General features: G+C 59.4%; 22 protein-coding genes. 13 read left to right on the forward strand and 9 right to left on the reverse strand.

Annotated features, from left to right (window positions below):
* Positions 1–56: 56 nt before the first annotated feature.
* The 3 genes from AC1Q6Y_RS17155 to sthA all read left to right on the forward strand — a co-directional run bounded on the left by AC1Q6Y_RS17155 (position 57) and on the right by sthA (position 4,455).
* Positions 57–1,520 (forward strand): glyceraldehyde-3-phosphate dehydrogenase, encoded by a 1,464-nt coding sequence (locus AC1Q6Y_RS17155; RefSeq protein ID WP_090454111.1) that lies wholly within the window; start codon positions 57–59, stop codon positions 1,518–1,520.
* Between the two features lie 295 nt (positions 1,521–1,815).
* Positions 1,816–2,853 carry an FAD:protein FMN transferase gene (locus AC1Q6Y_RS17160; protein ID WP_492624848.1) on the forward strand — a complete coding sequence of 346 codons (1,038 nt, stop codon included), beginning with the start codon at positions 1,816–1,818 and terminating at the stop codon, positions 2,851–2,853.
* A gap of 207 nt (positions 2,854–3,060) precedes the next feature.
* A complete protein-coding gene (gene sthA / locus AC1Q6Y_RS17165; RefSeq protein WP_007984277.1) occupies positions 3,061–4,455 on the forward strand; it encodes a Si-specific NAD(P)(+) transhydrogenase in 1,395 nt (464 codons plus the stop codon).
* Between the two features lie 42 nt (positions 4,456–4,497).
* On the opposite strand, the gene AC1Q6Y_RS17170 is transcribed toward sthA, so the two are convergent.
* Both AC1Q6Y_RS17170 and AC1Q6Y_RS17175 read right to left on the reverse strand, forming a co-directional pair.
* Positions 4,498–5,220, reverse strand: coding sequence for a glycerophosphodiester phosphodiesterase (locus tag AC1Q6Y_RS17170; protein ID WP_218496690.1), 723 nt, complete (start codon positions 5,218–5,220; stop codon positions 4,498–4,500).
* A gap of 14 nt (positions 5,221–5,234) precedes the next feature.
* On the reverse strand, positions 5,235–5,816 hold the full coding sequence (locus AC1Q6Y_RS17175) for a PilZ domain-containing protein (RefSeq protein WP_102668917.1): 582 nt from the start codon (positions 5,814–5,816) through the stop codon (positions 5,235–5,237).
* A gap of 94 nt (positions 5,817–5,910) precedes the next feature.
* Between AC1Q6Y_RS17175 and AC1Q6Y_RS17180 the strand changes: the two genes are divergently transcribed.
* The 3 genes from AC1Q6Y_RS17180 (at position 5,911) to AC1Q6Y_RS17190 (ending at position 9,163) form a co-directional block, all read left to right on the forward strand.
* Entirely contained in the window at positions 5,911–7,161 is a 1,251-nt protein-coding gene (locus AC1Q6Y_RS17180) for a lipoprotein-releasing ABC transporter permease subunit (RefSeq protein WP_492624849.1), read from the forward strand.
* Positions 7,162–7,168: 7 nt separating this feature from the next.
* A complete protein-coding gene (gene lolD / locus AC1Q6Y_RS17185) occupies positions 7,169–7,852 on the forward strand; it encodes a lipoprotein-releasing ABC transporter ATP-binding protein LolD (RefSeq protein WP_167362852.1) in 684 nt (227 codons plus the stop codon).
* Between the two features lie 66 nt (positions 7,853–7,918).
* Positions 7,919–9,163, forward strand: coding sequence for a lipoprotein-releasing ABC transporter permease subunit (locus tag AC1Q6Y_RS17190; protein WP_090454120.1), 1,245 nt, complete (start codon positions 7,919–7,921; stop codon positions 9,161–9,163).
* 106 nt (positions 9,164–9,269) lie between these two features.
* Here the strand turns inward: AC1Q6Y_RS17190 and AC1Q6Y_RS17195 are convergent, their stop codons facing one another.
* Positions 9,270–10,619: a heavy metal sensor histidine kinase gene (locus AC1Q6Y_RS17195; protein WP_492624850.1), complete on the reverse strand. Its 1,350-nt coding sequence runs from the start codon at positions 10,617–10,619 to the stop codon at positions 9,270–9,272.
* Positions 10,619–11,299 (reverse strand): heavy metal response regulator transcription factor, encoded by a 681-nt coding sequence (locus tag AC1Q6Y_RS17200; protein ID WP_057715640.1) that lies wholly within the window; start codon positions 11,297–11,299, stop codon positions 10,619–10,621. The genes AC1Q6Y_RS17195 and AC1Q6Y_RS17200 overlap by 1 nt, the downstream gene beginning before the upstream one ends.
* A gap of 155 nt (positions 11,300–11,454) precedes the next feature.
* On the opposite strand from AC1Q6Y_RS17200, the gene copI reads away from it, so the two are divergent.
* Together copI and queF are read left to right on the forward strand one after the other, a co-directional pair.
* The gene (copI, locus tag AC1Q6Y_RS17205; RefSeq protein ID WP_057715639.1) at positions 11,455–11,976 is read left to right on the forward strand and encodes a copper-resistant cuproprotein CopI; all 522 of its coding nucleotides are present in this window, start codon (positions 11,455–11,457) and stop codon (positions 11,974–11,976) included.
* Positions 11,977–12,037: 61 nt separating this feature from the next.
* A complete protein-coding gene (gene queF / locus AC1Q6Y_RS17210) occupies positions 12,038–12,868 on the forward strand; it encodes an NADPH-dependent 7-cyano-7-deazaguanine reductase QueF (protein WP_090454128.1) in 831 nt (276 codons plus the stop codon).
* A gap of 51 nt (positions 12,869–12,919) precedes the next feature.
* Here queF and AC1Q6Y_RS17215 read toward each other — a convergent pair whose 3' ends face one another.
* Positions 12,920–13,183 carry a DUF4404 family protein gene (locus AC1Q6Y_RS17215; RefSeq protein ID WP_057715637.1) on the reverse strand — a complete coding sequence of 88 codons (264 nt, stop codon included), beginning with the start codon at positions 13,181–13,183 and terminating at the stop codon, positions 12,920–12,922.
* 112 nt (positions 13,184–13,295) lie between these two features.
* Complete coding sequence (pcrP, locus tag AC1Q6Y_RS17220; protein WP_492624851.1) at positions 13,296–13,916, reverse strand: HAD superfamily inactivated hydrolase PcrP; 621 nt, start codon at positions 13,914–13,916, stop codon at positions 13,296–13,298.
* Positions 13,917–14,118: 202 nt separating this feature from the next.
* Here pcrP and AC1Q6Y_RS17225 point away from each other — a divergent pair, with 202 nt between their 5' ends.
* The 3 genes from AC1Q6Y_RS17225 to rssC all read left to right on the forward strand — a co-directional run bounded on the left by AC1Q6Y_RS17225 (position 14,119) and on the right by rssC (position 16,861).
* The gene (locus AC1Q6Y_RS17225; RefSeq protein WP_090454130.1) at positions 14,119–14,808 is read left to right on the forward strand and encodes an MlaA family lipoprotein; all 690 of its coding nucleotides are present in this window, start codon (positions 14,119–14,121) and stop codon (positions 14,806–14,808) included.
* Between the two features lie 389 nt (positions 14,809–15,197).
* On the forward strand, positions 15,198–16,379 hold the full coding sequence (gene rssB, locus AC1Q6Y_RS17230) for a two-component system response regulator RssB (protein ID WP_057715634.1): 1,182 nt from the start codon (positions 15,198–15,200) through the stop codon (positions 16,377–16,379).
* A complete protein-coding gene (gene rssC, locus AC1Q6Y_RS17235; RefSeq protein WP_057715633.1) occupies positions 16,379–16,861 on the forward strand; it encodes an anti-sigma factor antagonist RssC in 483 nt (160 codons plus the stop codon). The genes rssB and rssC overlap by 1 nt, the downstream gene beginning before the upstream one ends.
* 204 nt (positions 16,862–17,065) lie before the next feature.
* On the opposite strand, the gene tal is transcribed toward rssC, so the two are convergent.
* Complete coding sequence (tal, locus tag AC1Q6Y_RS17240; RefSeq protein WP_057715632.1) at positions 17,066–17,992, reverse strand: transaldolase; 927 nt, start codon at positions 17,990–17,992, stop codon at positions 17,066–17,068.
* Positions 17,993–18,458: 466 nt separating this feature from the next.
* On the opposite strand from tal, the gene AC1Q6Y_RS17245 reads away from it, so the two are divergent.
* The gene (locus tag AC1Q6Y_RS17245) at positions 18,459–18,833 is read left to right on the forward strand and encodes a hypothetical protein (RefSeq protein WP_492624852.1); all 375 of its coding nucleotides are present in this window, start codon (positions 18,459–18,461) and stop codon (positions 18,831–18,833) included.
* 71 nt (positions 18,834–18,904) lie between these two features.
* Entirely contained in the window at positions 18,905–19,534 is a 630-nt protein-coding gene (locus AC1Q6Y_RS17250; protein ID WP_407515305.1) for a hypothetical protein, read from the forward strand.
* 38 nt (positions 19,535–19,572) lie between these two features.
* On the opposite strand, the gene AC1Q6Y_RS17255 is transcribed toward AC1Q6Y_RS17250, so the two are convergent.
* Together AC1Q6Y_RS17255 and galU are read right to left on the reverse strand one after the other, a co-directional pair.
* Positions 19,573–20,034 carry a mannose-1-phosphate guanylyltransferase gene (locus AC1Q6Y_RS17255; RefSeq protein WP_492624853.1) on the reverse strand — a complete coding sequence of 154 codons (462 nt, stop codon included), beginning with the start codon at positions 20,032–20,034 and terminating at the stop codon, positions 19,573–19,575.
* A 68-nt stretch (positions 20,035–20,102) separates the two neighbouring features.
* Positions 20,103–20,936 (reverse strand): UTP--glucose-1-phosphate uridylyltransferase GalU, encoded by an 834-nt coding sequence (galU, locus tag AC1Q6Y_RS17260; protein WP_057715631.1) that lies wholly within the window; start codon positions 20,934–20,936, stop codon positions 20,103–20,105.

Raw genomic sequence — 20,936 nt, forward strand, 5'->3', positions numbered from 1 at the left:
GCATTGCTACGGCCGTCACTCGGCGGCATAATGTAGCCCCTTTTTTCTGCCCCTACATGTGGAAGGTTCCCGTGACTCAGAAGCCCGACCAGTGTCTTGGTGAATGGATCGACCGTGAAGCACTCGCAGAAGCGATGATTCCGCTTATCGGTCAGCTCTACCGCAATAACAACGTGGTGAGCTCGATCTATGGCCGCAGCCTGATCAATCGCTCGGTGATTTCGATCCTCAAAGCGCACCGCTTTGCCCGTCATCGCCAGACCGACGAAACCGAACTCTCCGTCCACGAAACATTCCCGCTACTCAAGGCGATGAGCGAGCTCAAGCTCGGTGCCGCTTCGGTAGACCTGGGCAAGCTGGCGGCCAAATACAAGGCCGAAGGCAATGGCCGTAGTGCCGAGCAGTTCGTCCGTGAAGAGATGGCCGACGTGGTTGGCCAGCAGAACGCTTCCGCCCGCAAAGGCACCGACGTTGTCCTGTACGGCTTCGGTCGTATCGGCCGTCTGCTGGCGCGCATCCTGATCGAGAAAACCGGTGGTGGCGACGGCCTGCGTCTGCGCGCCATCGTGGTCCGCAAGGGCGCCGAGAACGACCTGGTCAAACGTGCCAGCCTGCTGCGCCGTGACTCGGTCCATGGCCCGTTCGATGGCACCATCACCATTGATGAAGCCAACAACACCATCACCGCCAACGGCAACCTGATCCAGGTTATCTACGCCAAGAGCCCGGCCGAAGTCGACTACACCCAGTACGGCATCGAAAACGCTCTGATCGTCGACAACACCGGTGTATGGCGTGACGCCGATGGCCTGGGCCAGCACCTGGCTTGCCCGGGCGCTGCCCGCGTAATCCTCACCGCACCTGGCAAGGGCGCGCTGAAGAACATCGTGCACGGCATCAACCACGGCGAAATCACCCCTGACGACAAGATCATCTCGGCCGCTTCGTGCACCACCAACGCCATCGTGCCGGTGCTCAAGGCTGTGAATGACAAGTACGGCATCGTCAACGGCCACGTCGAAACCGTTCACTCGTTCACCAACGACCAGAACCTGATCGACAACTTCCACAAGGGCAGCCGTCGTGGCCGCGCCGCGCCGCTGAACATGGTAATCACCGAGACCGGTGCCGCCACTGCAGCCGCCAAGGCCCTGCCAGTGTTGAAGGGCAAGCTGACCGGTAACGCGATTCGCGTTCCTACGCCGAACGTGTCGATGGCTATCCTGAACCTGAACCTGGAAAAGGCCACCACTCGCGAAGAGATCAACGAGTACCTGCGCCAGATGGCCATGCACTCGGATCTGCACAAGCAGATCGACTACGTCAGCTCCCAGGAAGTGGTTTCCACCGACTTCGTGGGCTCGCGCCACGCAGGCGTAGTGGACGCTGAAGCGACCATCACCCAGGATAACCGCGTTGTTCTGTACGTCTGGTACGACAACGAGTTCGGTTACAGCTGCCAGGTGGTTCGCGTGATGGAAGACATGGCCGGTGTAAACCCGCCAGCATTCCCGCGCTAAGCATTAGCTGCACATGAAAACGCCCCGGCCTTGGTCGGGGCGTTTTTGTTTGTGCTGCTTTTGTCTGTTGGGGGATGTGTTGTTCGCACTGGCCTCATCGCGAGCAAGCTCGCTCCCACAGGGTATGGTGGTGTTTGCACGGTAGTGATCACGCCAGCTATCCAATGTGGGAGCGAGCTTGCTCGCGATAGCGGTCTGAGAGAGCTATCAATGCTGAATGTGATGGCCTCTTCGCGAGCAAGCCCGCTCCCACGGTTCTATCGCATAATGGCTGGCCCTGGCGGTGTGTCAGGGGATGCATTGGGGAGCTCGGGAATTGTTGATCAGGTGGCAGGGGGTGGCATTTTTGCTGCTCGGCGCACTATCAGGCTGCGGCAACGGCGACACTCTGGAGAGCTTCGGCGGCCCGACCATGGGCAGCACTTATTCGATCAAGTATGTGCGCCATGCCGACCTTCCGGCGCCGGACGAAGTCCGTGTCCAGGTCGAGCAGATCCTCGCTGACATTGACCGGCAAATGTCGACCTACCGCAGCGACTCGGACATCGAGCGCTTCAATGCATTGCCGGCCAACGGCTGTCAGGCAATGCCGGCGTCGATCCTCGAATTGGTCCGCGTGGGCGAGCAACTGTCAGCGCAAAGTGACGGTTCCTACGACCTGACGGTGGAGCCATTGCTGAACCTCTGGGGATTTGGCCCGCAGGCCCGCGGGGAAAAAGTCCCGTCCGCCGAAGCGCTCGCCGAAGCCCGCAAGCGCGTCGGCCATGAACACTTGCGCATCGATGGTGACCGGTTGTGCAAGGACGCCGCCGTGGAGGTCGACTTCAACAGCATCGCCGCCGGTTATGCCGTGGACACGATTGCCGCAAGACTCGAGGCGATGGGCATCCATGACTACCTCGCCGAGGCCACGGGTGAGCTCAAGGCGTCCGGCAAGAAAGCTGACGGCTCGCCGTGGCGCATTGCCCTGGAAGAGCCGCGGGATGACCGGCAGGTGGCGGAGCGGGTCATTGTTGTCGACGGCTACGGCCTGTCCACTTCCGGCGACTACCGGAATTATTTCGAGCAGGACGGACAGCGTTTTTCCCACACCTTCGATGCCCGCACCGGTGCGCCGGTCTCACACAGCCTGGCGTCCGTCACAGTGATTCATCCTTCTGCGTTGATGGCCGATGGCTTATCGACGCTGTTGCTGATTCTCGGCCCGGAGCGCGGTTGGGACTACGCAGAAAAACACGATATCGGTGCATTTTTTGTGATTCGTGCCGATACAGGTTTCGTCACACGCAGCAGTCGCGCTTTTGAACGCATCAGTGGCGAAAAAACCGAATGATTTCGGCGATTTGAGCATTGAAAACTGGCGTTGTAGCGCAGGCAAAAGTAGCCTACGACGCGACCAAGGGTTAATGTGCGCGGCGTTGACGCTTCTATAGACTGTGTCCGGGTTCTGCACTGGCCCCAAATTGTTCCTTCATGCCACGCATTGGCGTGATTTAGCCGCAGGTGCCGAGGGTACCGCGGCCTGTTCTGAGGAGTACGCATGGCTGTCTACAACTACGACGTGGTGGTGTTGGGTTCCGGCCCGGCAGGGGAAGGCGCGGCAATGAACGCCGCCAAGGCAGGGCGCAAGGTGGCGATGGTCGATAGCCGTCGCCAGGTCGGCGGCAACTGCACTCACTTGGGCACCATCCCGTCCAAGGCACTGCGTCACTCGGTGCGGCAGATCATGCAGTTCAACACCAACCCGATGTTCCGGGCCATTGGTGAGCCGCGCTGGTTCTCGTTCCCGGACGTGTTGAAAAGCGCCGAGAAAGTCATCTCCAAGCAAGTCGCTTCGCGTACCGGCTACTACGCCCGTAACCGCGTCGACGTATTCTTCGGCACCGGCAGCTTCGCCGACGAGCAAACCATCGAAGTGGTCTGCGCCAACGGCGTGGTCGAGAAACTGGTGGCCAAGCACATCATCATCGCCACCGGTTCGCGTCCTTATCGCCCGGCGGACATCGATTTCCACCACCCGCGTATCTACGATAGCGACACCATCCTCAGCCTCGGCCACACCCCGCGTAAACTCATCGTTTACGGTGCCGGCGTGATCGGTTGCGAATACGCCTCGATCTTCAGCGGTCTGGGTGTATTGGTTGAATTGGTGGACAACCGTGGGCAACTGCTGAGCTTCCTCGACTCGGAAATTTCCCAGGCCCTGAGTTATCACTTCAGCAACAACAACATCACGGTTCGCCACAACGAAGACTACGACCGCGTCGAAGGCGTGGACAACGGCGTGATCCTGCACCTCAAGTCCGGCAAGAAGATCAAGGCCGACGCCTTGCTCTGGTGTAACGGTCGTACCGGTAACACCGATCAGTTGGGTCTGGAAAACATCGGCGTGAAGGTCAACAGCCGTGGCCAGATCGAAGTCGACGAGGCGTACCGCACCTGCGTGCCGAACATCTACGGCGCCGGTGACGTGATCGGCTGGCCGAGCCTGGCCAGTGCCGCCCACGACCAGGGTCGTTCGGCCGCTGGCAGCATCGTCGATAACGGTAGCTGGCGCTTTGTGAATGACGTGCCGACCGGCATCTACACCATTCCGGAGATCAGCTCGATCGGCAAGAATGAGCAGGAACTGACCCAGGCCAAGGTGCCGTACGAAGTGGGCAAGGCCTTCTTCAAGAGCATGGCGCGGGCGCAGATCGCCGGCGAGCCGCAAGGCATGCTGAAGATCCTGTTCCACCGTGAAACCCTGGAAGTGCTGGGCGTTCACTGCTTCGGTTATCAGGCGTCGGAGATCGTGCACATCGGTCAGGCGATCATGAACCAGCCGGGCGAACTCAATACGTTGAAGTACTTCGTCAACACCACGTTCAACTACCCGACCATGGCCGAAGCCTATCGGGTAGCCGCGTACGACGGCCTCAACCGGCTTTTTTGACGGGCTCCGGCCGGTGGCCTGAGCCGGCCGGGGAGACCGATTTCAGCAATTCTCGAGCGTGGCGGTGGCCAAACCGGGAAAGTCTGTAATCAGGCTGTCAACGCCGAAGTCGGCGAGTCTGCGCATCAGCGCGGGCTCGTTGACGGTCCATACCGACACATGCAGCCCCTGACGCTGCGCCCTTTGCAGGCGTTCCGGCGTGCACAGGGTCCAGTTCAGCGCCAGAATCTCACAGCCATAGCTGGCGGCGACCTTCAGTGGGTCAAGCCAGGCATACTCGGCCACCAGCCCGCGGGATACGTCCGGCACCAACTCCAGCGCAGCCTTGAGCACTTCACGGGAACTCGAGGTGATGGTCACCTTGTCCATCAGGCCATGACGCTGCACCATTTCGCGAATCGCCAGCACGGTAGTTGCGGCACGCATCCTTGATGCGCTTTTGACTTCCAGCTGCCAGTGATCGAAGTCGCATTGCTCGAACAGCTGTTCCAGCGTCGGAATCGGGCACGGCTTGATCCAGCCCGGGCCACCCTTGCGTGCGTCATACGTCACAAGCTCGGCCGCCGTGTGTTCGACGACCTTGCCGCGACGGTCAGTGGTGCGTTTGAGGCTCGGGTCGTGGATGACCATCAGCTCGCCGTCCATGGACAGGTGCAGGTCCAGTTCGCAGCGACGCACGCCGTGCTTGAGACATTCCTGAAAGCTGGTCAGGGTGTTTTCCGGTGCTTCGCCCTTGGCGCCGCGATGGCCGTAGATGAGGGTCACGGTTCTTCCTTAATTTAATTGCCTGATTCGAGTTGGTCGCGGGCCAGGCGTCGTTCCTGGGCCTGCTTTTGCAAGATGTGGCGGGCCAGCAGTTGGCGTTGGGCGTCGGTCAGGTGTTCGAACTCGGTGCCGACGTCATAGCCGTCGCCCTTGCGGTCGCAATGGGTGACGCGGGCGCGCAGCAGCAGGCCCAGGGCCTGCGGCATCAGCACCAGTTTGACCGACAGGCGTGCGCCGGCGGCAATGGGCGATGGATGCTGAAAGTCGATGCCGCCTTCGGAAATGATCACCGGCTGCGGTTCGCCGATCTGCCCGAGCGCGGTGATGGCGATCACCTGGCTCAGCAAGTCGATGCGTTTGTTCTGGGATTTGAGGAACGCCGCGAGGTTCCGGTCGCGTTCGCTGATCTGACGCAACAGGTGTTGCGACTCGAATTCGCTCAGGTGCAGTTCGCTGAGCAAGTTGAAGAGCGGGGAAGCATCCTGCAACACTTCCTGGCCTGTGGCTTCAGTAGCGGACAGGGGCCGAATTTCCAGTGCGATCGTATCCTCGATACGGTAGTATTCGCGGCGATCTTCTTCATCTAATGTCGACATGGCGAACCCATGGTAGCGGCGGTGGTCTGAGTGTAAAGCTGGTTATCGACCCCCGCCACAAGGACGTTCCTTTTCCCTCCGAACAAGCCCCGACATGTTCAGACCTCTCTTCGTATTTATCGGCACGCGTTACACCCGTGCAAAGCGTCGCAATCATTTTGTGTCATTCATTTCCCTGACTTCAATGATCGGGCTCGCCCTTGGCGTGGTCGTGATGATCGTGGTGCTGTCGGTGATGAACGGCTTCGATCATGAGATGCGCACCCGCGTGCTGGGCATGGTGCCCCACGCGACCATCGAGTCCGGTGAGGCGATCAGCGATTGGCAAGGCCTGGCCGCGAAGATCAAGCAGAACCCGCAGGTGACCGCCGTGGCGCCGTTTACGCAAATGCAGGGTTTGCTGACCAATAACGGCAAGGTCTCGAAAGTCCTGCTCAATGCCATCGACCCGGCGCAAGAGCGCCAGGTGTCGATCATCGATCAATTCATGACCCAGGGAAAACTCGACGACCTGGTGCCGGGTGAGTTCGGCATCGTCATCGGCGACAAGGCTGCGGCCAAGCTCGGTGCGGCCATCGGCGACAAGCTGACCTTCGTCGCGCCCGAAGTCACGGTGACCCCGGCCGGGATGTTCCCGCGCATGAAGCGTTTTACCGTGGTCGGCATCTTCCATGTCGGCGCCGGTGAGCTCGATGGCTATCTTGGCGTCACCAACCTGCAGGATCTGGCCCGGCTGCACCGCTGGAAACCGGATCAGGTCCAAGGCCTGCGCCTGAAGTTCGACGATCTGTTCCAGGCGCCGCGCACCGCGTGGAGCATCGCCCGCGACCTCGGCGAAGACCGCTACTACGCCCGCGACTGGACCCGCACCCACGGCAACCTGTACCAGGCGATCCGCATGGAAAAAGCCATGATCGGCCTGTTGCTGCTGCTGATCGTTGCCGTCGCTGCGTTCAACATCATTTCCACGCTGGTGATGGTGGTGAATGACAAGAAGGGCGACATCGCGATCCTGCGCACGCTGGGCGCCACACCGGGCACGATCATGCGCACGTTCATGGTGCAAGGCACTGTCATCGGCGTAGTCGGTACCGCGATCGGCGCGGTGGTCGGGATCTTCGCGGCGCTGAACGTCAGCGCCGCGATCTCGGTCCTCGAAGGCCTGATCGGGCACAAGTTCCTCAACGCCGACGTGTACTTCATCGATTACCTGCCGTCGCAGGTGCAGAGCCAGGACGTCGTAATGGTCTGCTCCGCGGCGTTGGTCCTGAGTTTCCTCGCCACCCTGTATCCAGCCTGGCGTGCCGCGCGCACCCAGCCTGCGGAGGCGCTACGTTATGAGTGAGTCGGGTATGAGTGATAAAGCAATCTTGAGCTGCCGCAGCCTGGGCAAATCCTACGAGGAAGGCCCGGAATCGGTGGAAGTGTTGGCCGGCCTGCAACTGGAGTTGCACCCGGGCGAGCGTGTGGCGATTGTCGGCAAGTCTGGCTCGGGCAAAAGTACCTTGCTCAACCTGCTGGGCGGCCTCGATACACCGACCAAGGGCAGCGTCTGGCTCGACGGTGAAGAACTGTCGGCGCTGAGCGAGAAGAAACGCGGCCTGCTGCGTAATCGCGCCCTCGGCTTCGTGTACCAGTTCCACCACCTGCTGCCGGAATTCACCGCCCTGGAGAACGTCTGCATGCCGTTGCTGATCGGCAAGACCGCGATCCCCGAAGCGCGTCAGCGTGCCAAGGCGTTGCTGGAGCGGGTAGGGCTGGGTCATCGCCTGGAGCACAAGCCGGCCGAACTGTCCGGTGGTGAGCGTCAGCGTGTGGCCATCGCCCGCGCCCTGGTGAACAATCCGGGCCTGGTGATGCTCGACGAGCCGACCGGCAACCTCGATTCCCACACCGCCCAGGGGATCCAGGACTTGATGCTGGAGCTCAGCACCTCGATGCGCACGGCGTTCCTGGTGGTGACCCACGACATGAACCTCGCCCGCCAGATGGACCGCGTCCTGCACTTGCAGGAAGGTTGCCTGACTCCCATCTAACGGATTGAAACCCGACGCGACCGAAAGGTGCGTCGGGTCTTTTATTTTTATACGGTGCCCCAGCGAATGTTCAGACCGTTATCGATCTTTATCGGCACGCGCTATACCCGCGCCAAGCGCCGCAATCGCTTTGTTTCCTTCATCTCGATGACCTCGATGATCGGCCTCGCCCTCGGCGTGCTGGCGATGATCGTGGTGCTGTCGGTGATGAACGGCTTCCAGCGCGAAATGAGCTCGCGCATCCTTGGCATGGTGCCGCACGCCACCATCGTCGGCGTGAACCCGATTGACGACTGGAAGCCCGTGGCGGCGGCCGCGATGAAAAACCCGGAAGTGACGGCGGCGGTGCCGTTCACCGAGATGGAGGGCATGCTGTCCTACAAGGGCACGATGCAGCCGATCCAGGTCAGCGGTGTCGACCCGGCGCTGGAAGGCCAGGTGTCGATCGTCGCCAAGCACATCGTTCAGGGGAGCCTGGAAGCCCTGAAGCCGGGCGAATTCGGCGTGGTGATCGGGCAGATCACGGCGCGCCGCTTCCGTTTGAACGTGGGCGACAAGATCACCTTGATCGTGCCTGAGGTCAGCAATGCGCCGGGCGGCATTACCCCGCGCATGCAGCGGCTGAATGTGGTCGGCGTGTTCAAGGTCGGTGCGGAACTGGACGGCACCATGGCGCTGATCCACATGGCCGATGCCGCGCAGATGCAGCACTGGGAGCCGAATCAGGTGCAGAGCGTGCGCCTGGCGGTGAAGGACTTGTATGCCGCGCCGCAAGTGTCGAACGACATCGCCACGGGGCTGGGCGCTGCCTACAAGGCTGACGACTGGACCCACACCCAGGGCAGCCTGTTCAGCGCGATGAAGATGGAAAAAACCATGATCGGCCTGCTGTTGCTGATGATCGTCGCGGTGGCGGCGTTCAACATCATCGCGACCCTGATCATGGTGGTGAACGACAAGGGGGCGGACATCGCGATCCTGCGCACCATCGGCGCCACGCCACGGCAGATCATGGCGATCTTCGTGGTGCAGGGCACCGTGATCGGCATCGTCGGCACCTTGATTGGCGGTGTATTGGGCGTGATCGCCGCGCTGAACGTCAGCCAGATCGTGGGCTGGATCGAGCGGGTCAGCGGGCAGCACATCTTCAGTTCCGACGTGTACTTCGTCAGTAACCTGCCGTCTGAGTTGCAAGGCGCGGATGTGGCGCTGATCTGCACGGCGGGGTTTGTCATGAGCTTCCTGGCCACGGTTTACCCGGCCTGGCGTGCGGCGAAGATCGAGCCGGCTCATGCGCTTAGATATTCGTAACCAGTAGCACCGCCATCGCGAGCAAGCTCGCTCCCACAGTAGATCTGAGTCAACTCGGTCAACTGAGAGAGCGAGCTTGCTCGCGATGAGGCTGGACCTGCCGGCCTCAATCCCCCCTTGGCAACTCGATCACAAACCGCGTCCGCCCATTCTCCGATTCGCAACGAATCTGCCCGCCATGGGCACGGATGATCGACTGGGTGATCGCCAGTCCCAGTCCCGCATGTTCGCTACTGCCTTCACGACGCGCAGGATCGGCCCGGTAAAACCGGTCAAACAGGCGCGGCAATAGATCTTTGGAAATCTGTTGGCCGGTGTTTTCAACAGTCAGGCGCAACTCTTTGGGCTGATCGACGATTCGCACCCGAACCTCGCCATCGACCGGCGTGAACCGCAGTGCGTTGTCCAGCAGGTTCGACAGAGCCCTGCGCAACATGCTGCGGTCACCTTCGATGCGGGCATTGCCGTCGCGACTCAGTTTTACCTGCGCGTCTTCCGCCAGCGGCGCAAAAAACTCCAGCAGCAGATCCGTTTCCTGTCCCAGTTCCAGCGGTTCGCGCTTGGGGATTAACAGTCCATGGTCAGCCTTGGCCAGATAGAGCATGTCGTTGACCAGTTGCGCCATCCATTGCAGCTCTTCGAGGTTGCTGTGCAGGGCTTCGCGGTAGTCCTCGATGGGGCGAGGGCGGGTGAGGGTGACCTGGGTGTGGGTCAGCAGGTTCGACAATGGCGTGCGCAGTTCATGGGCAATGTCGGCGGAGAAGGCCGACAGGCGCTGAAACGAGTCGTCGAGGCGTCCGAGCATGGCGTTGAAGTTGTGGGCCATTTCCGCCAGTTCCGGCGGCATGTTTTCTTCAGGTAGTCGCGAGTTCAGCGATTGCGCGGAAACACCACTGGCCACCGCGCTGATCCGCCTTAACGGGTGCAAACCGCTGCGTGCCGCCCAGGCGCCCAGCAGTGCGGTGGCCAGGGCTGACAGGCCGACGGTCAGCCAGATCAAATGCTGCATGCGTTGCAGAAAGTGCTGGTGATGGGTGATGTCCAGCAGCAGAGTCAGTTGCGGTGACTCGGGTTTGTCCGCGAAAAGCGGCGCATTCAGGACGCGGTAATCTGTGCCTTCATGGCTCACCGTCGACAATCCGGACCGGCGCGGCAGTGCCTGGGGAATGTTGGTCGAACTGTCATACCAGCGCTGGCCGTCACTGCCGGTGATTCGCAGGGACAGGTCAGCCTGCCGACTCAATTCCTCCGCCAGTTTCACTTCGCTGTCACTCGACTGTAAGTCGTGCAGGGCCCGACGCAAGCCAATCAGCTTGCCGTCCAGCAGTTGCTGGTCGAGTTCAACGAAGTGCGCCTCGCTGGCGCGGCTGAAGAGCACCCCGGCGAACAACGACACCACGGCGGTGCATGCGGCAAACAGCAGGGCCAGGCGGCTGCTCAAGGAGAGACGGCGCATCAGGCGGGACGCTCTTCAAGGACGTAGCCCATGCCGCGTACGGTATGGATCAGCTTGTTGGGGAATTCATCGTCGATCTTCAGGCGCAGGCGACGGATCGCCACCTCGATGACATTGGTGTCGCTGTCGAAATTCATGTCCCAGACCTGGGACGCAATCAGCGACTTGGGCAGGACTTCGCCCTGGCGGCGCAGGAGCATTTCCAGCAGGGCGAATTCCTTTGCGGTCAGGTCGATACGCTGGCCGCTGCGTTCGACCCGGCGCCGGATCAGGTCCAGGCGCAGATCGGCCAGTTGCAGGCTGGTCTCCTGCGGCGTGGTGCTGCCGCGACGCAACAGGCTGCGGACCCGGGCCAGCAGTTCGGAGAAGGCAAACGGCTTGACCAGATAGTCATCGGCACCCAGTTCGAGGCCGTGAACCCTGTCCTCCACGGCGTCACGGGCGGTCAGAAAAAGTACCGGCGTGTCCAGGCCGGCGCTGCGTACCGCTTGCAGAATCTGCCAGCCATCACGACCCGGCAGCATCACATCAAGAATCAGCAGGGCATATTCGCCGCTGAGGGCCAATTGCTGGCCGGTGTTGCCGTCGGCCACCAGTTCCGTGTTGAACCCGGCCTCGGTCAGGCCCTGGCGCAGATAATGGCCGGTTTTCGGTTGGTCTTCGACGATCAGCAGTTTCATGGGCGACTCATGGCAAGTGGAACGAAGGCTTTATACCGTGGGCAGCATTCGCACAGGGCAACCTGACAAAGTTGTAATCTGGTTGTCAGGTTACGGGCAGTGGCAGCAGTTTAGAGTTTTGCGCATGCTGAGCCTTAACTTGTTGGAGTATGACGATGTTTTTACGCAAATCCGTGGCGCAAATCCTGTGTTTGCTGGCGCTGAGTTCACCGGTGTGGGCAGACGCCGGGCATACCTACGATTTCGGTCAACCGGCCTCGGCGGCCAAGGCGACCCGCAGCATCGAGGTGGTGATGGGGGACATGTCCTTCGCGCCGAAGTCCCTCGATATCAAGGCCGGGGAAACCGTGCGCTTCGTGCTGGTCAATAAAGGCCAGTTGCTGCATGAGTTCAACTTGGGGGATGCGGCATTGCACGCCAGGCACCAGCAGGAAATGTTGCAGATGCAACAGAGCGGCATGCTGGCGCCAACCGGTATGAAGGCAATGGCCGGCATGGATCACAGCAAAATGGACCACGGCATGAAGCATGATGACCCCAACAGCGTGCTGGTGGAACCGGGCAAGACCGCCGAGCTGACCTGGACCTTCAGCAAGGCCACCAGCCTTGAGTTCGCCTGCAATATTCCCGGTCATTACCAGGCCGGCATGGTCGGCAAACTGACTGTCAGTCAGTAAGCACTCAAAGGCGGGAGCAAAGGCTGATAGAATCCGCTGATTCTTCAGTCAGGTTTCCGCCATGCATCCCGCAGCCGAACACTCGCCGCTGGGCAAGTCCAGCGAATACATCGCCACCTACACGCCGTCCTTGCTGTTCCCGATCCCGCGCACCGCGAAGTGGGCGGAGCTGGGCCTGACGGCGCAAACCCTGCCGTACAAAGGCGTGGACTTCTGGAACTGCTTCGAGCTGTCCTGGCTGCTGCCGTCGGGCAAGCCGGTGGTGGCGATCGGCGAATTCAGCATTCCGGCGGATTCGCCGAACATCATCGAGTCGAAGTCGTTCAAGCTCTATCTCAACTCCCTGAACCAGACGCCGTTTGCCGATACCGCGAGCCTTGAGGCGACGCTGGCCAAGGACTTGTCGGCGGCTGCGGGCAAGCCGGTGGGTGTGCGCATTCGCAGTCTCAAGGAGGTCGAGAGCGAAGGCGTCGTGGCCTTGCCGGGCGTGTGCATCGATGAACTGGATATCAGCGTCAGCAACTACGAGCATCCACGGCCGGAACTGCTGCGTTGCGATGATTCTCGCATTGTCGAGGAGAGCGTGCACAGCCATTTGCTCAAGTCCAACTGCCCGGTCACCAGCCAGCCGGACTGGGGCAGCGTCGCGGTGGAGTACCGTGGCGCGGCGCTGGATCACGCGAGCCTGCTCGAGTACATCGTCAGCTTCCGCCAGCACTCGGACTTCCATGAGCAGTGTGTAGAGCGGATCTTCCTCGACCTGCAGCGGTTGCTCAAGCCAGAGAAACTGACGGTGTATGCGCGTTATGTGCGTCGTGGCGGGCTGGATATCAACCCGTATCGCAGCACTGAAGAGGTGCAGCTGCCGAACCATCGCCTGGTCCGTCAGTAACGAAACCCTGTAGGCGCGAGCAAGCTCGCTCCTACAAGGGCATTGCTGGTTTCAGATCCCCATGTTGGCCAAGGCCTGCCCGATGTTGCGCAGGGTGCCGGCAAGGGTAGGGTGTTCGAGCTCGAAGCGTTCCACGGCCAGGTTGACGCCATCGGCGAGGCTGGAATCCTGGGTTTTGGTTTCGAGTTCAAGCTTCAACTCGATCTGTTGCATCAGTTCGTTCAACTCTGCGCGTTCGGCTTCGGACAATGGAGGATTCTGTTCCAATTGCTCGCGCAGGGCATTGAGCTGTTCTTGCAGTTCGCGGGCAGGCATGGCGTTCTTCCTTCTTTTATCGATAGGCACTGGCATAGACCATGGCGGCAGGCCAAAGGTCGATGTCTGACCTTTAGATTAATCCACTCGCGCCCAACGTGCATGATCTCGATCAGGGCTTTTCGCCCTTGAGCCGACGCAAGCTGATATCGGCCAGGCAGGTATCGAGTTCACCGAGGTGATCGATCACCGAATGCACGCCCAGACCAAACAGTTGCATCGTCGCCTTGGCGCGTTTGATGTCGCGCTCCTGCGGGGGCAGCGCTTGCCATTGCTGGGGCGCCAGCCCGCACAGCGAGCCGCAGGACGCCAGGCCGATGGTCCACAACCCGGCATTGAGCCCCGCCTGCAGCAAACGGGGTTCACCGCTCACCAGTACGCAGCCGTCGAGTCGCTCGACGTTCAGGGTCATCAAGGCGTGCCAGCAGGCATTCGGGGCGGGCCATGGGTTGTTTGTAGCTGAATGTTGCGAGGGTTTGATCCATTCCGGCAGCGCAGCGGCCAGGGATTGGCTGAGGGCAGGGGGCAGTTCATCGAGCCAGGCGCAGGGGATTTGCTGGCGCTGCAAGCTGCGCAGGCTATCCAGTGCGCCGGGCGTGGCCTCGGCGTGTTCGGCCGAGTGGCTGCCGTGCCGGTGCGTGTGCGCGCCGAAATCCACCAGGCAGCCACTGAGACCGAACAGTACGGCGGTCAGGCTGGGTGCGGTTTGGGGCAAGGCTTCGGCGAGCGGCATGTGGACGTCCCTGAAATAGCCTGAAGGGTAGTGGACGACGGTGACAGTTGAATGACATGGATGTGAAACGCTCACATTTGGCACGATTCCTTCCGTGTGGATCTCGTACAAAGTGCGTTAAACGGCGTTTACGTCTTATACTTGCCAACTTATTGCCTGGGCCAAGTGCCCGAGCCAGTACAAACCAAGGAGTTTTTTTTCTATGCGCTGGAGCAATCATCTAGCCAGGATTTGTGTATGCGCCAGTGTGATGCTGGTTCCGTTCGCTGCCCAGGCCGCCACGGAAGAGGATCCTTGGGAAAGCGTCAACCGCCCGATTTTCAAGTTCAACGACGTGATCGACACCTACGCGCTCAAACCCCTGGCCCAGGGCTACGAGTACGTGACGCCGCAGTTTGTCGAAGACGGCGTTCACAACTTCTTCCGTAATATCGGCGATGTGCGCAACCTGGCCAACGATATCCTGCAGGCCAAACCTCGTGCCGCAGGCGTTGATACCGCGCGAATCATTTTCAACACCACCTTCGGCTTGCTGGGCGTCATTGATGTCGGCACGAAAATGGGCCTGCAGCGCAATGACGAAGACTTCGGTCAGACGCTGGGCTACTGGGGTGTCGGCAGCGGCCCTTACGTGATGCTGCCGCTGCTGGGGCCAAGCACCTTGCGTGATGCGCCGTCCAAGTACGTCGACAGCTACACCGGCGCTTATCGTTACATAAACGACGTTCCGGTGCGTAACTCGTTCTACGCCCTGGACATCATCGATACCCGTGCCAACCTGCTGTCGAGCGAGAAGCTGATCACCGGCGACAAGTACACCTTCATCCGTAATGCGTACTTGCAGAACCGTGAATTCAAGGTGAAAGACGGTCAGGTCGAAGACGATTTTTGATCTCGACCGGTAAACTGAAAAAGGCGGCCATCAAGGCCGCCTTTTTTGTCTGCGAAGACCCGCATGCGGATGAAATCGCGGTTTTCACTGTAGTCCCGGCCGGTTTGACTCGCAGGTTCGAACCTTCCATTGGGTTACGGATTTGCCTGTTCTTATAACTCTCGGTGATTTGACAAATAAAGACGTCAAGCGACCATCGGCGTGAGCTTGAAACGCCCCGCGGATGGGAGTACCGTCTGCGCCTTAGAAGGGCACCTCTGGTGAACACGTGTGTAGGGCAATTGCCCGAAAGCGGTGCGACAGAGAGGCTAGAAAGCGAATCCAGTAGTCAGCGCCGGGCCAAAATCCCCGCCTGCTACGCCAACCTAATTCTGGCGCCGTTTGCCCACATGCCAAAAACCAGTGCCACGCTGCTGATAATCGATGATGACGAAGTAGTGCGCGCGAGCCTCGCCGCCTATTTGGAAGACAGTGGTTTCAGCGTCTTGCAGGCCAGCAATGGTCAGCAGGGTCTTCAGGTATTCGAGCAAGACAAGCCCGACTTGGTCATCTGCGATCTGCGCATGCCGCAGATGGGCGGACTCGAACTCATTCGCCAGGTCACCGAACTGTCGCCGCAAACCCCGGTGATTGTGGTGTCGGGTGCCGGCGTGATGAATGACGCGGTCGAAGCCCTGCGCCTGGGCGCGGCGGACTACCTGATCAAGCCTCTCGAAGATCTGGCTGTGCTCGAGCACTCTGTGCGCCGGGCCCTGGATCGTGCGCGCCTGCTGCTGGAGAACCAGCGCTACCGCGAGAAGCTGGAGAAGGCCAATCGCGAACTCGAAGCCAGCCTGAACCTGCTCCAGGAGGACCAGAACGCCGGTCGCCAGGTGCAGATGAACATGCTGCCGGTCAGCCCCTGGACCATCGACGAGTTCAAGTTTGCTCACCAGATCATCCCGTCGCTGTACCTGTCGGGTGATTTCGTCGACTACTTCCGGGTCGACGAGCGACGGGTCGCCTTTTACCTGGCGGACGTTTCCGGTCACGGCGCCTCCTCAGCCTTCGTCACCGTGCTGTTGAAGTTCATGACCACGCGCTTGCTGTTCGAGTCCAAGCGCAGCGGCACCCTGCCGGAATTCAAGCCTTCAGAGGTTCTTGGTCATATCAACCGGGGCCTGATCAGTTGTAAGCTGGGTAAACACGTCACAATGGTCGGTGGAGTCATCGACGAGGAGACCGGTTTGTTGACCTATAGCATCGGCGGTCATTTGCCGTTGCCAGTGTTGTACACGCCAGACAGTGTTCGTTATCTGCAAGGGCGTGGTCTGCCGGTGGGCCTCTTCAACGAAGCCACCTACGAAGACCATGTGCTGGAACTGCCACCGACGTTCAGCCTGACGCTGATGTCTGATGGCATTCTGGATCTTTTGCCAGAACCCACACTCAAAGAGAAAGAAGCGGCGTTGCCCCAACGGGTCAAGGCTGCGGGCGGCACCCTGGATGGGCTGCGGCAGGTTTTTGGATTGGCCACGCTAGGGGAGATGCCGGATGATATCGCCCTGTTGGTGTTGAGCAGGAATCTTTGATGAGTACCGGTAGAATCCAGTTCGCCGAGCAGGATGGCACCTTCGTCCTGAAGTTCGTCGGTGAAGTTCGCCTGACCCTGTGTTCGGCGTTGGATGCGACTATTGAGCGGATCTTCAGCGCGTTGAATTTCAATTCGATCGTGATCGATCTGACCGAAACCCGCAGCATCGACAGCACCACACTTGGCCTGCTGGCCAAGCTGTCGATCCTGTCGCGGCAGAAGGTTGGCCTGCTGCCGACCGTCGTCACCACCCACGAAGACATCACGCGGCTGCTGCAGTCCATGGGCTTCGAGCAGGTGTTCAACATCGTTGACAAGCCGGTGCCGTGCCCGGAATGCCTGGACGACCTGCCAGACCAGGATCAGTCCGAAGAAGTGGTGCGGATCAAGGTGCTCGAAGCGCACAAGATCCTCATGGGCCTGAACGACACCAATCGTGAAGCCTTCCATGACCTGGTGAATGCGCTCGAACGCCATTGATCCCCTGAAATGATGTGGGTCAGCCAGACCCCCATCGCGAGCAAGCTCGCTCCCACAGGTCCTCGTTTAGCACACGACCTCAGTCATCCCGCGAACTCCTGTGGGAGCGAGCTTGCTCGCGATGGCGTCCTGCCAGTCACCAAACACATACAAAAAAGGGCGAACCCTCACAGGTTCGCCCTTTTTGCATTACACCCGCTCAGCTCACAGCTTGGCCTGCAACAACGCCTCGAGCTTCTCCTGATCCCGCGCGAACTGACGAATGCCTTCGGCGAGTTTCTCGGTCGCCATCGCATCTTCGTTGGACAGCCAGCGGAACTGCGATTCGTTTAGGCTCAGGCGCGCTTCACCGGCATGGCCAGGCGCCAGTTTGCGCTCCAGCTTGCCGGTGTCCGCGGCCAGCTTGTCGATGAGGTCCGGGCTGATGGTCAGGCGGTCACAGCCGGCCAGTTGCTCGATCTGGCCCAGGTTGCGGAAGCTCGCCCCCATGACCACGGTCTTGTAGTCATTGGCCTTGTAGTAGTTGTAGATGCGCGTCACCGACTGCACACCCGGATCATCCGCGCCGGTGTAGTCGTTGCCGTTGGCTTTCTTGTACCAGTCGTAGATACGGCCCACGAACGGCGAAATCAGGAACACCCCGGCGTCGGCACAGGCGGCCGCCTGGGCAAAGGAGAACAGCAGGGTCAGGTTGGTCTGGATGCCTTCCTTTTCAAGGATCTCGGCAGCACGGATGCCTTCCCAGGTGGACGCGATCTTGATCAGCACGCGGTCGCGGCCAATACCGGCCTTGTCGTACAGCTCGATCAGGCGATGCGCACGCTTGAGCATGGCATCAGTGTCGAACGACAGGCGCGCATCCACTTCGGTGGAAATACGGCCCGGAATCACTTTCAGGATTTCTTGCCCCACGGCCACGCCAAAACGGTCGCTGGCCAGGCCCACATCACCCTTGCAGTCATTGACGCAGGCGTTCAGCAGCTCGGCATACGCAGGAATGGCCGCGGCCTTGAGCAGCAGGGAAGGGTTGGTGGTGGCGTCCACGGGTTTAACGCGAGCGATAGCTTCGAAGTCGCCGGTGTCGGCAACCACGGTTGTCATTTGTTTGAGTTGTTCCAGCTTGGAAGTCATGGGCGTGCTCTGTCCTATGGGTCTGATGACATTACCCGAGCGCTGACAGCCACTCAAGGGCGTGTACGTGTATCAATGCCCCCTGTGGCAACAACCTGAAAACAGGTGTTTGAAAGGTGGGGGGCGGTATCGATAAATAGGATGCCAGGCGGGCTCACAGGTTCAACTCATCTGACGGTTATCGCCTTGCAATCAGATCACCTGACACCTGAATCTTCTGATAACGCTCACTGTGTCCTGGGTGTAATACCGCTAAATTTTTGAATTCTATATAGTTTGGTTGCGCCCTCAGTGATTGTTATAAAAAGTCCACTAAGTTGTCGCGAAGGTAATCTTGTTGTTGGTGGGGTGTTATCTAATAAGGTGTGATCGTTAGAATACGTCAAATATATAAAGCGAATAAAGTGTAGTGTGATAATAGCAAGTGTTTGCATGGTAGAAATGACTTCACAAAGTGAAGAGGTATATGTTTTTGGATGCGTTTGATGATCTGATGCTCGGCTACGCATTAAAAAAGTTGACCAACGTGTTTGAAGAGATCGTGGAAGTTTCGAAAAGCTCCTCTTCGGACAAGGCAACAGGCGTACAGGATATCAAGCAGACTAAAACTGCAAAAAAACTACCTGTCTGGCTGGGACGTCTGAGGGTTAACACTCCTTATCAAGTGACGCATGTTCTGATCGATCAGATGCACGCCTCTCGAAAACTCAACCGCGACCTGCGCTTCGCGGCACAGGCTGCCTTGCTGGACGCGCTGGTAGAGGACGGACTGGCAATGCACATCGCGAGTTATTCGGTGCTTGTCGTAGAGAACCGTCTGAAGTGCTTTTCGGATCGATGAGCGCTGTATCTACTGAACACGCGCCCAGTGTCCATTACACTGGAAAATTGCATCAGGCGTGAGGAAGTAGATTGGAGTCAAAACTGTACATCGCACAATACGCCGGAATCACTGTCATGCTTCCAGCGGCCATGGTCGTCGCGGGTTGGTTATGGTGCACGGCATCCAGAAAACTCGCCCTCTTATGGCTAGGCGTACTGTTCGTAGCCTATTTCGTCGTAGGTTTCAGTAAAGTGCTTTTCAAGGGCTGGGGAATCGGCCTGGAAAGCCTGGATATCGCGGTCATCAGTGGCCACGCAATGAACGCCTGCCTGGTGTCGACCGTTGTACTGAGTTTGCTGTTGCGCCAACTGGATCATCGCCTTCGATGGCTGGCGCTGGGAGCGGGGCTGCTGTCGACCTGGTGGTTCAGCATCCAGTATGTCGGTCAGACGATTCATCCTCTGCCGGAAGCGATTGCCGGGGCGGTTGTGGGATCAGCCGCGGCGTGCGTCTTTCTTTTCAGGCTGGAGAGAAGGGAAATCCGCAAAATTCCTTTGCCGGCCCTGGCGCTGGGGCTAGCGGGGATTCTACTGAGTACGAGCATTCCCAAGTACACCGCCGAGGGGGTCTTGAACTCGCTGGCAGTGACTCTGTCGGGGGCAGAAAAGGCTTTTATGCAGCCTCATTGGCGCACTTCTGGCGGGCCGTCACGGTTATAGCGATTGGCGTGATGTTGAGTCCCGGCAAGAGGGTGGAGCTAGGACTCACTACTGCTTTTCTCATCAATCCGGGCCAGCAGCTCTGCAGTTTTCAACTGCATCAGCGCAACATCACCACGACTCTCAACGTTCAGCACGATTTCTGGCTCGGTCTGCGAGAGGTGGATCTTGAAGCGCCATTCAGTGAACGTCAGGCTTAGGCCGTCGCTCTCGTCTACGTCCAGCGCTTTACTGGCGTACAACGAATGAAGATGCGTCAGTACGGCAGTCGGATTACTGACTGCACATCGAATGTCCCCGGAGGAGGGGAAAAGCCCGATGCGTTCCACCAGCAATCTGGGTTGAGGGGAGGTAGAGGAGGGTGCTCTTTCGTACGTCCGCAACCAGGCCATCAATCCACTGTTGCCCTCGGTGAACTCCTGCCCCAAAACCATATTGCCCGGTGCAAAAGGGTCCAGCGATTTATAGACAGAGTCGATCGGTGATCTGGAAGCGTTCATAGTGGTCTGCCTTGCAAAAGGTTTATGGCCGCTCAGAAACGCGGCACCCAAGAGCTGAAAATTACCGGTTACAGGCCTTTCTTATACAAATTCTCATAACAGAAATTGGTCGCGTCGATATAACCTTCCGCTCCGCCGCAGTCAAAGCGGTGACCTTCGAACTTGTATGCCAGGACACAACCGCTTTGTGCCTGCTTCATCAACGCGTCAGTGATCTGGATCTCACCGCCCTTGCCGGGTTCGGTATCAGCAATCAAGTCAAAGATATCGGCCGTCAGAATGTAACGACCAATAATGGCCAGATTGGACGGGGCATCTTCCGGTTTAGGCTTTTCAACCATGCTGTTAACCCGGTAAATACCTTCGCGAATCTGCTCGCCGGCGATGATGCCGTACTTGTGCGTCTGGTCGTTGGGTACTTCCTGAATGGCCACGATCGAGCAACGGAACTGCTTATAGAGCGCGATCATCTGCGACAGCACACCATCGCCTTCCAGGTTCAAGCACAGGTCGTCCGCCAGCACCACCGCAAACGGCTCATCACCAATCAACGGACGGCCAGAGAGAATGGCGTGCCCCAGCCCCTTCATCTCCACCTGACGGGTGTAAGAGAAGGTGCAGGTATCCATCAACTCGCGGGTACCGTTGAGATAGTTCTCCTTGTCGGTACCACGAATCTGATGCTCCAGCTCGTAGCTGATATCGAAATGGTCTTCCAGCGCCCGCTTGCCGCGCCCGGTGACGATCGCCATGTGCTGCAGGCCGGCATCCCGTGCTTCCTCAACACCGTACTGGATCAGCGGCTTGTTGACGATCGGCAGCATTTCCTTCGGCATCGACTTGGTGGCGGGCAGAAAGCGCGTGCCATAGCCGGCAGCAGGGAACAGACATTTACGGATCAT

This window comes from Pseudomonas sp. GW823-FHT06E10 (assembly GCF_058794995.1).

What these genes read in the sequence shown, in the direction of transcription:
- AC1Q6Y_RS17175 (WP_102668917.1), bottom strand. Translation starts at nt 5,816, where the DNA reads ATGTCGACATTAGATGAAGAAGATCGCCGCGAATACTACCGTATCGAG.
- queF (WP_090454128.1), top strand. Translation starts at nt 12,038, where the DNA reads ATGCATCCCGCAGCCGAACACTCGCCGCTGGGCAAGTCCAGCGAATAC.
- galU (WP_057715631.1), bottom strand. Translation starts at nt 20,936, where the DNA reads ATGATCCGTAAATGTCTGTTCCCTGCTGCCGGCTATGGCACGCGCTTT.
- AC1Q6Y_RS17225 (WP_090454130.1), top strand. Translation starts at nt 14,119, where the DNA reads ATGCGCTGGAGCAATCATCTAGCCAGGATTTGTGTATGCGCCAGTGTG.
- AC1Q6Y_RS17215 (WP_057715637.1), bottom strand. Translation starts at nt 13,183, where the DNA reads ATGCCTGCCCGCGAACTGCAAGAACAGCTCAATGCCCTGCGCGAGCAA.
- AC1Q6Y_RS17155 (WP_090454111.1), top strand. Translation starts at nt 57, where the DNA reads ATGTGGAAGGTTCCCGTGACTCAGAAGCCCGACCAGTGTCTTGGTGAA.
- pcrP (WP_492624851.1), bottom strand. Translation starts at nt 13,916, where the DNA reads ATGCCGCTCGCCGAAGCCTTGCCCCAAACCGCACCCAGCCTGACCGCC.
- AC1Q6Y_RS17180 (WP_492624849.1), top strand. Translation starts at nt 5,911, where the DNA reads ATGTTCAGACCTCTCTTCGTATTTATCGGCACGCGTTACACCCGTGCA.
- AC1Q6Y_RS17200 (WP_057715640.1), bottom strand. Translation starts at nt 11,299, where the DNA reads ATGAAACTGCTGATCGTCGAAGACCAACCGAAAACCGGCCATTATCTG.
- AC1Q6Y_RS17245 (WP_492624852.1), top strand. Translation starts at nt 18,459, where the DNA reads ATGTTTTTGGATGCGTTTGATGATCTGATGCTCGGCTACGCATTAAAA.
- copI (WP_057715639.1), top strand. Translation starts at nt 11,455, where the DNA reads ATGTTTTTACGCAAATCCGTGGCGCAAATCCTGTGTTTGCTGGCGCTG.
- lolD (WP_167362852.1), top strand. Translation starts at nt 7,169, where the DNA reads ATGAGTGATAAAGCAATCTTGAGCTGCCGCAGCCTGGGCAAATCCTAC.
- AC1Q6Y_RS17160 (WP_492624848.1), top strand. Translation starts at nt 1,816, where the DNA reads ATGCATTGGGGAGCTCGGGAATTGTTGATCAGGTGGCAGGGGGTGGCA.
- AC1Q6Y_RS17255 (WP_492624853.1), bottom strand. Translation starts at nt 20,034, where the DNA reads ATGAACGCTTCCAGATCACCGATCGACTCTGTCTATAAATCGCTGGAC.
- AC1Q6Y_RS17190 (WP_090454120.1), top strand. Translation starts at nt 7,919, where the DNA reads ATGTTCAGACCGTTATCGATCTTTATCGGCACGCGCTATACCCGCGCC.
- AC1Q6Y_RS17195 (WP_492624850.1), bottom strand. Translation starts at nt 10,619, where the DNA reads ATGCGCCGTCTCTCCTTGAGCAGCCGCCTGGCCCTGCTGTTTGCCGCA.
- tal (WP_057715632.1), bottom strand. Translation starts at nt 17,992, where the DNA reads ATGACTTCCAAGCTGGAACAACTCAAACAAATGACAACCGTGGTTGCC.
- sthA (WP_007984277.1), top strand. Translation starts at nt 3,061, where the DNA reads ATGGCTGTCTACAACTACGACGTGGTGGTGTTGGGTTCCGGCCCGGCA.
- rssB (WP_057715634.1), top strand. Translation starts at nt 15,198, where the DNA reads ATGCCAAAAACCAGTGCCACGCTGCTGATAATCGATGATGACGAAGTA.
- rssC (WP_057715633.1), top strand. Translation starts at nt 16,379, where the DNA reads ATGAGTACCGGTAGAATCCAGTTCGCCGAGCAGGATGGCACCTTCGTC.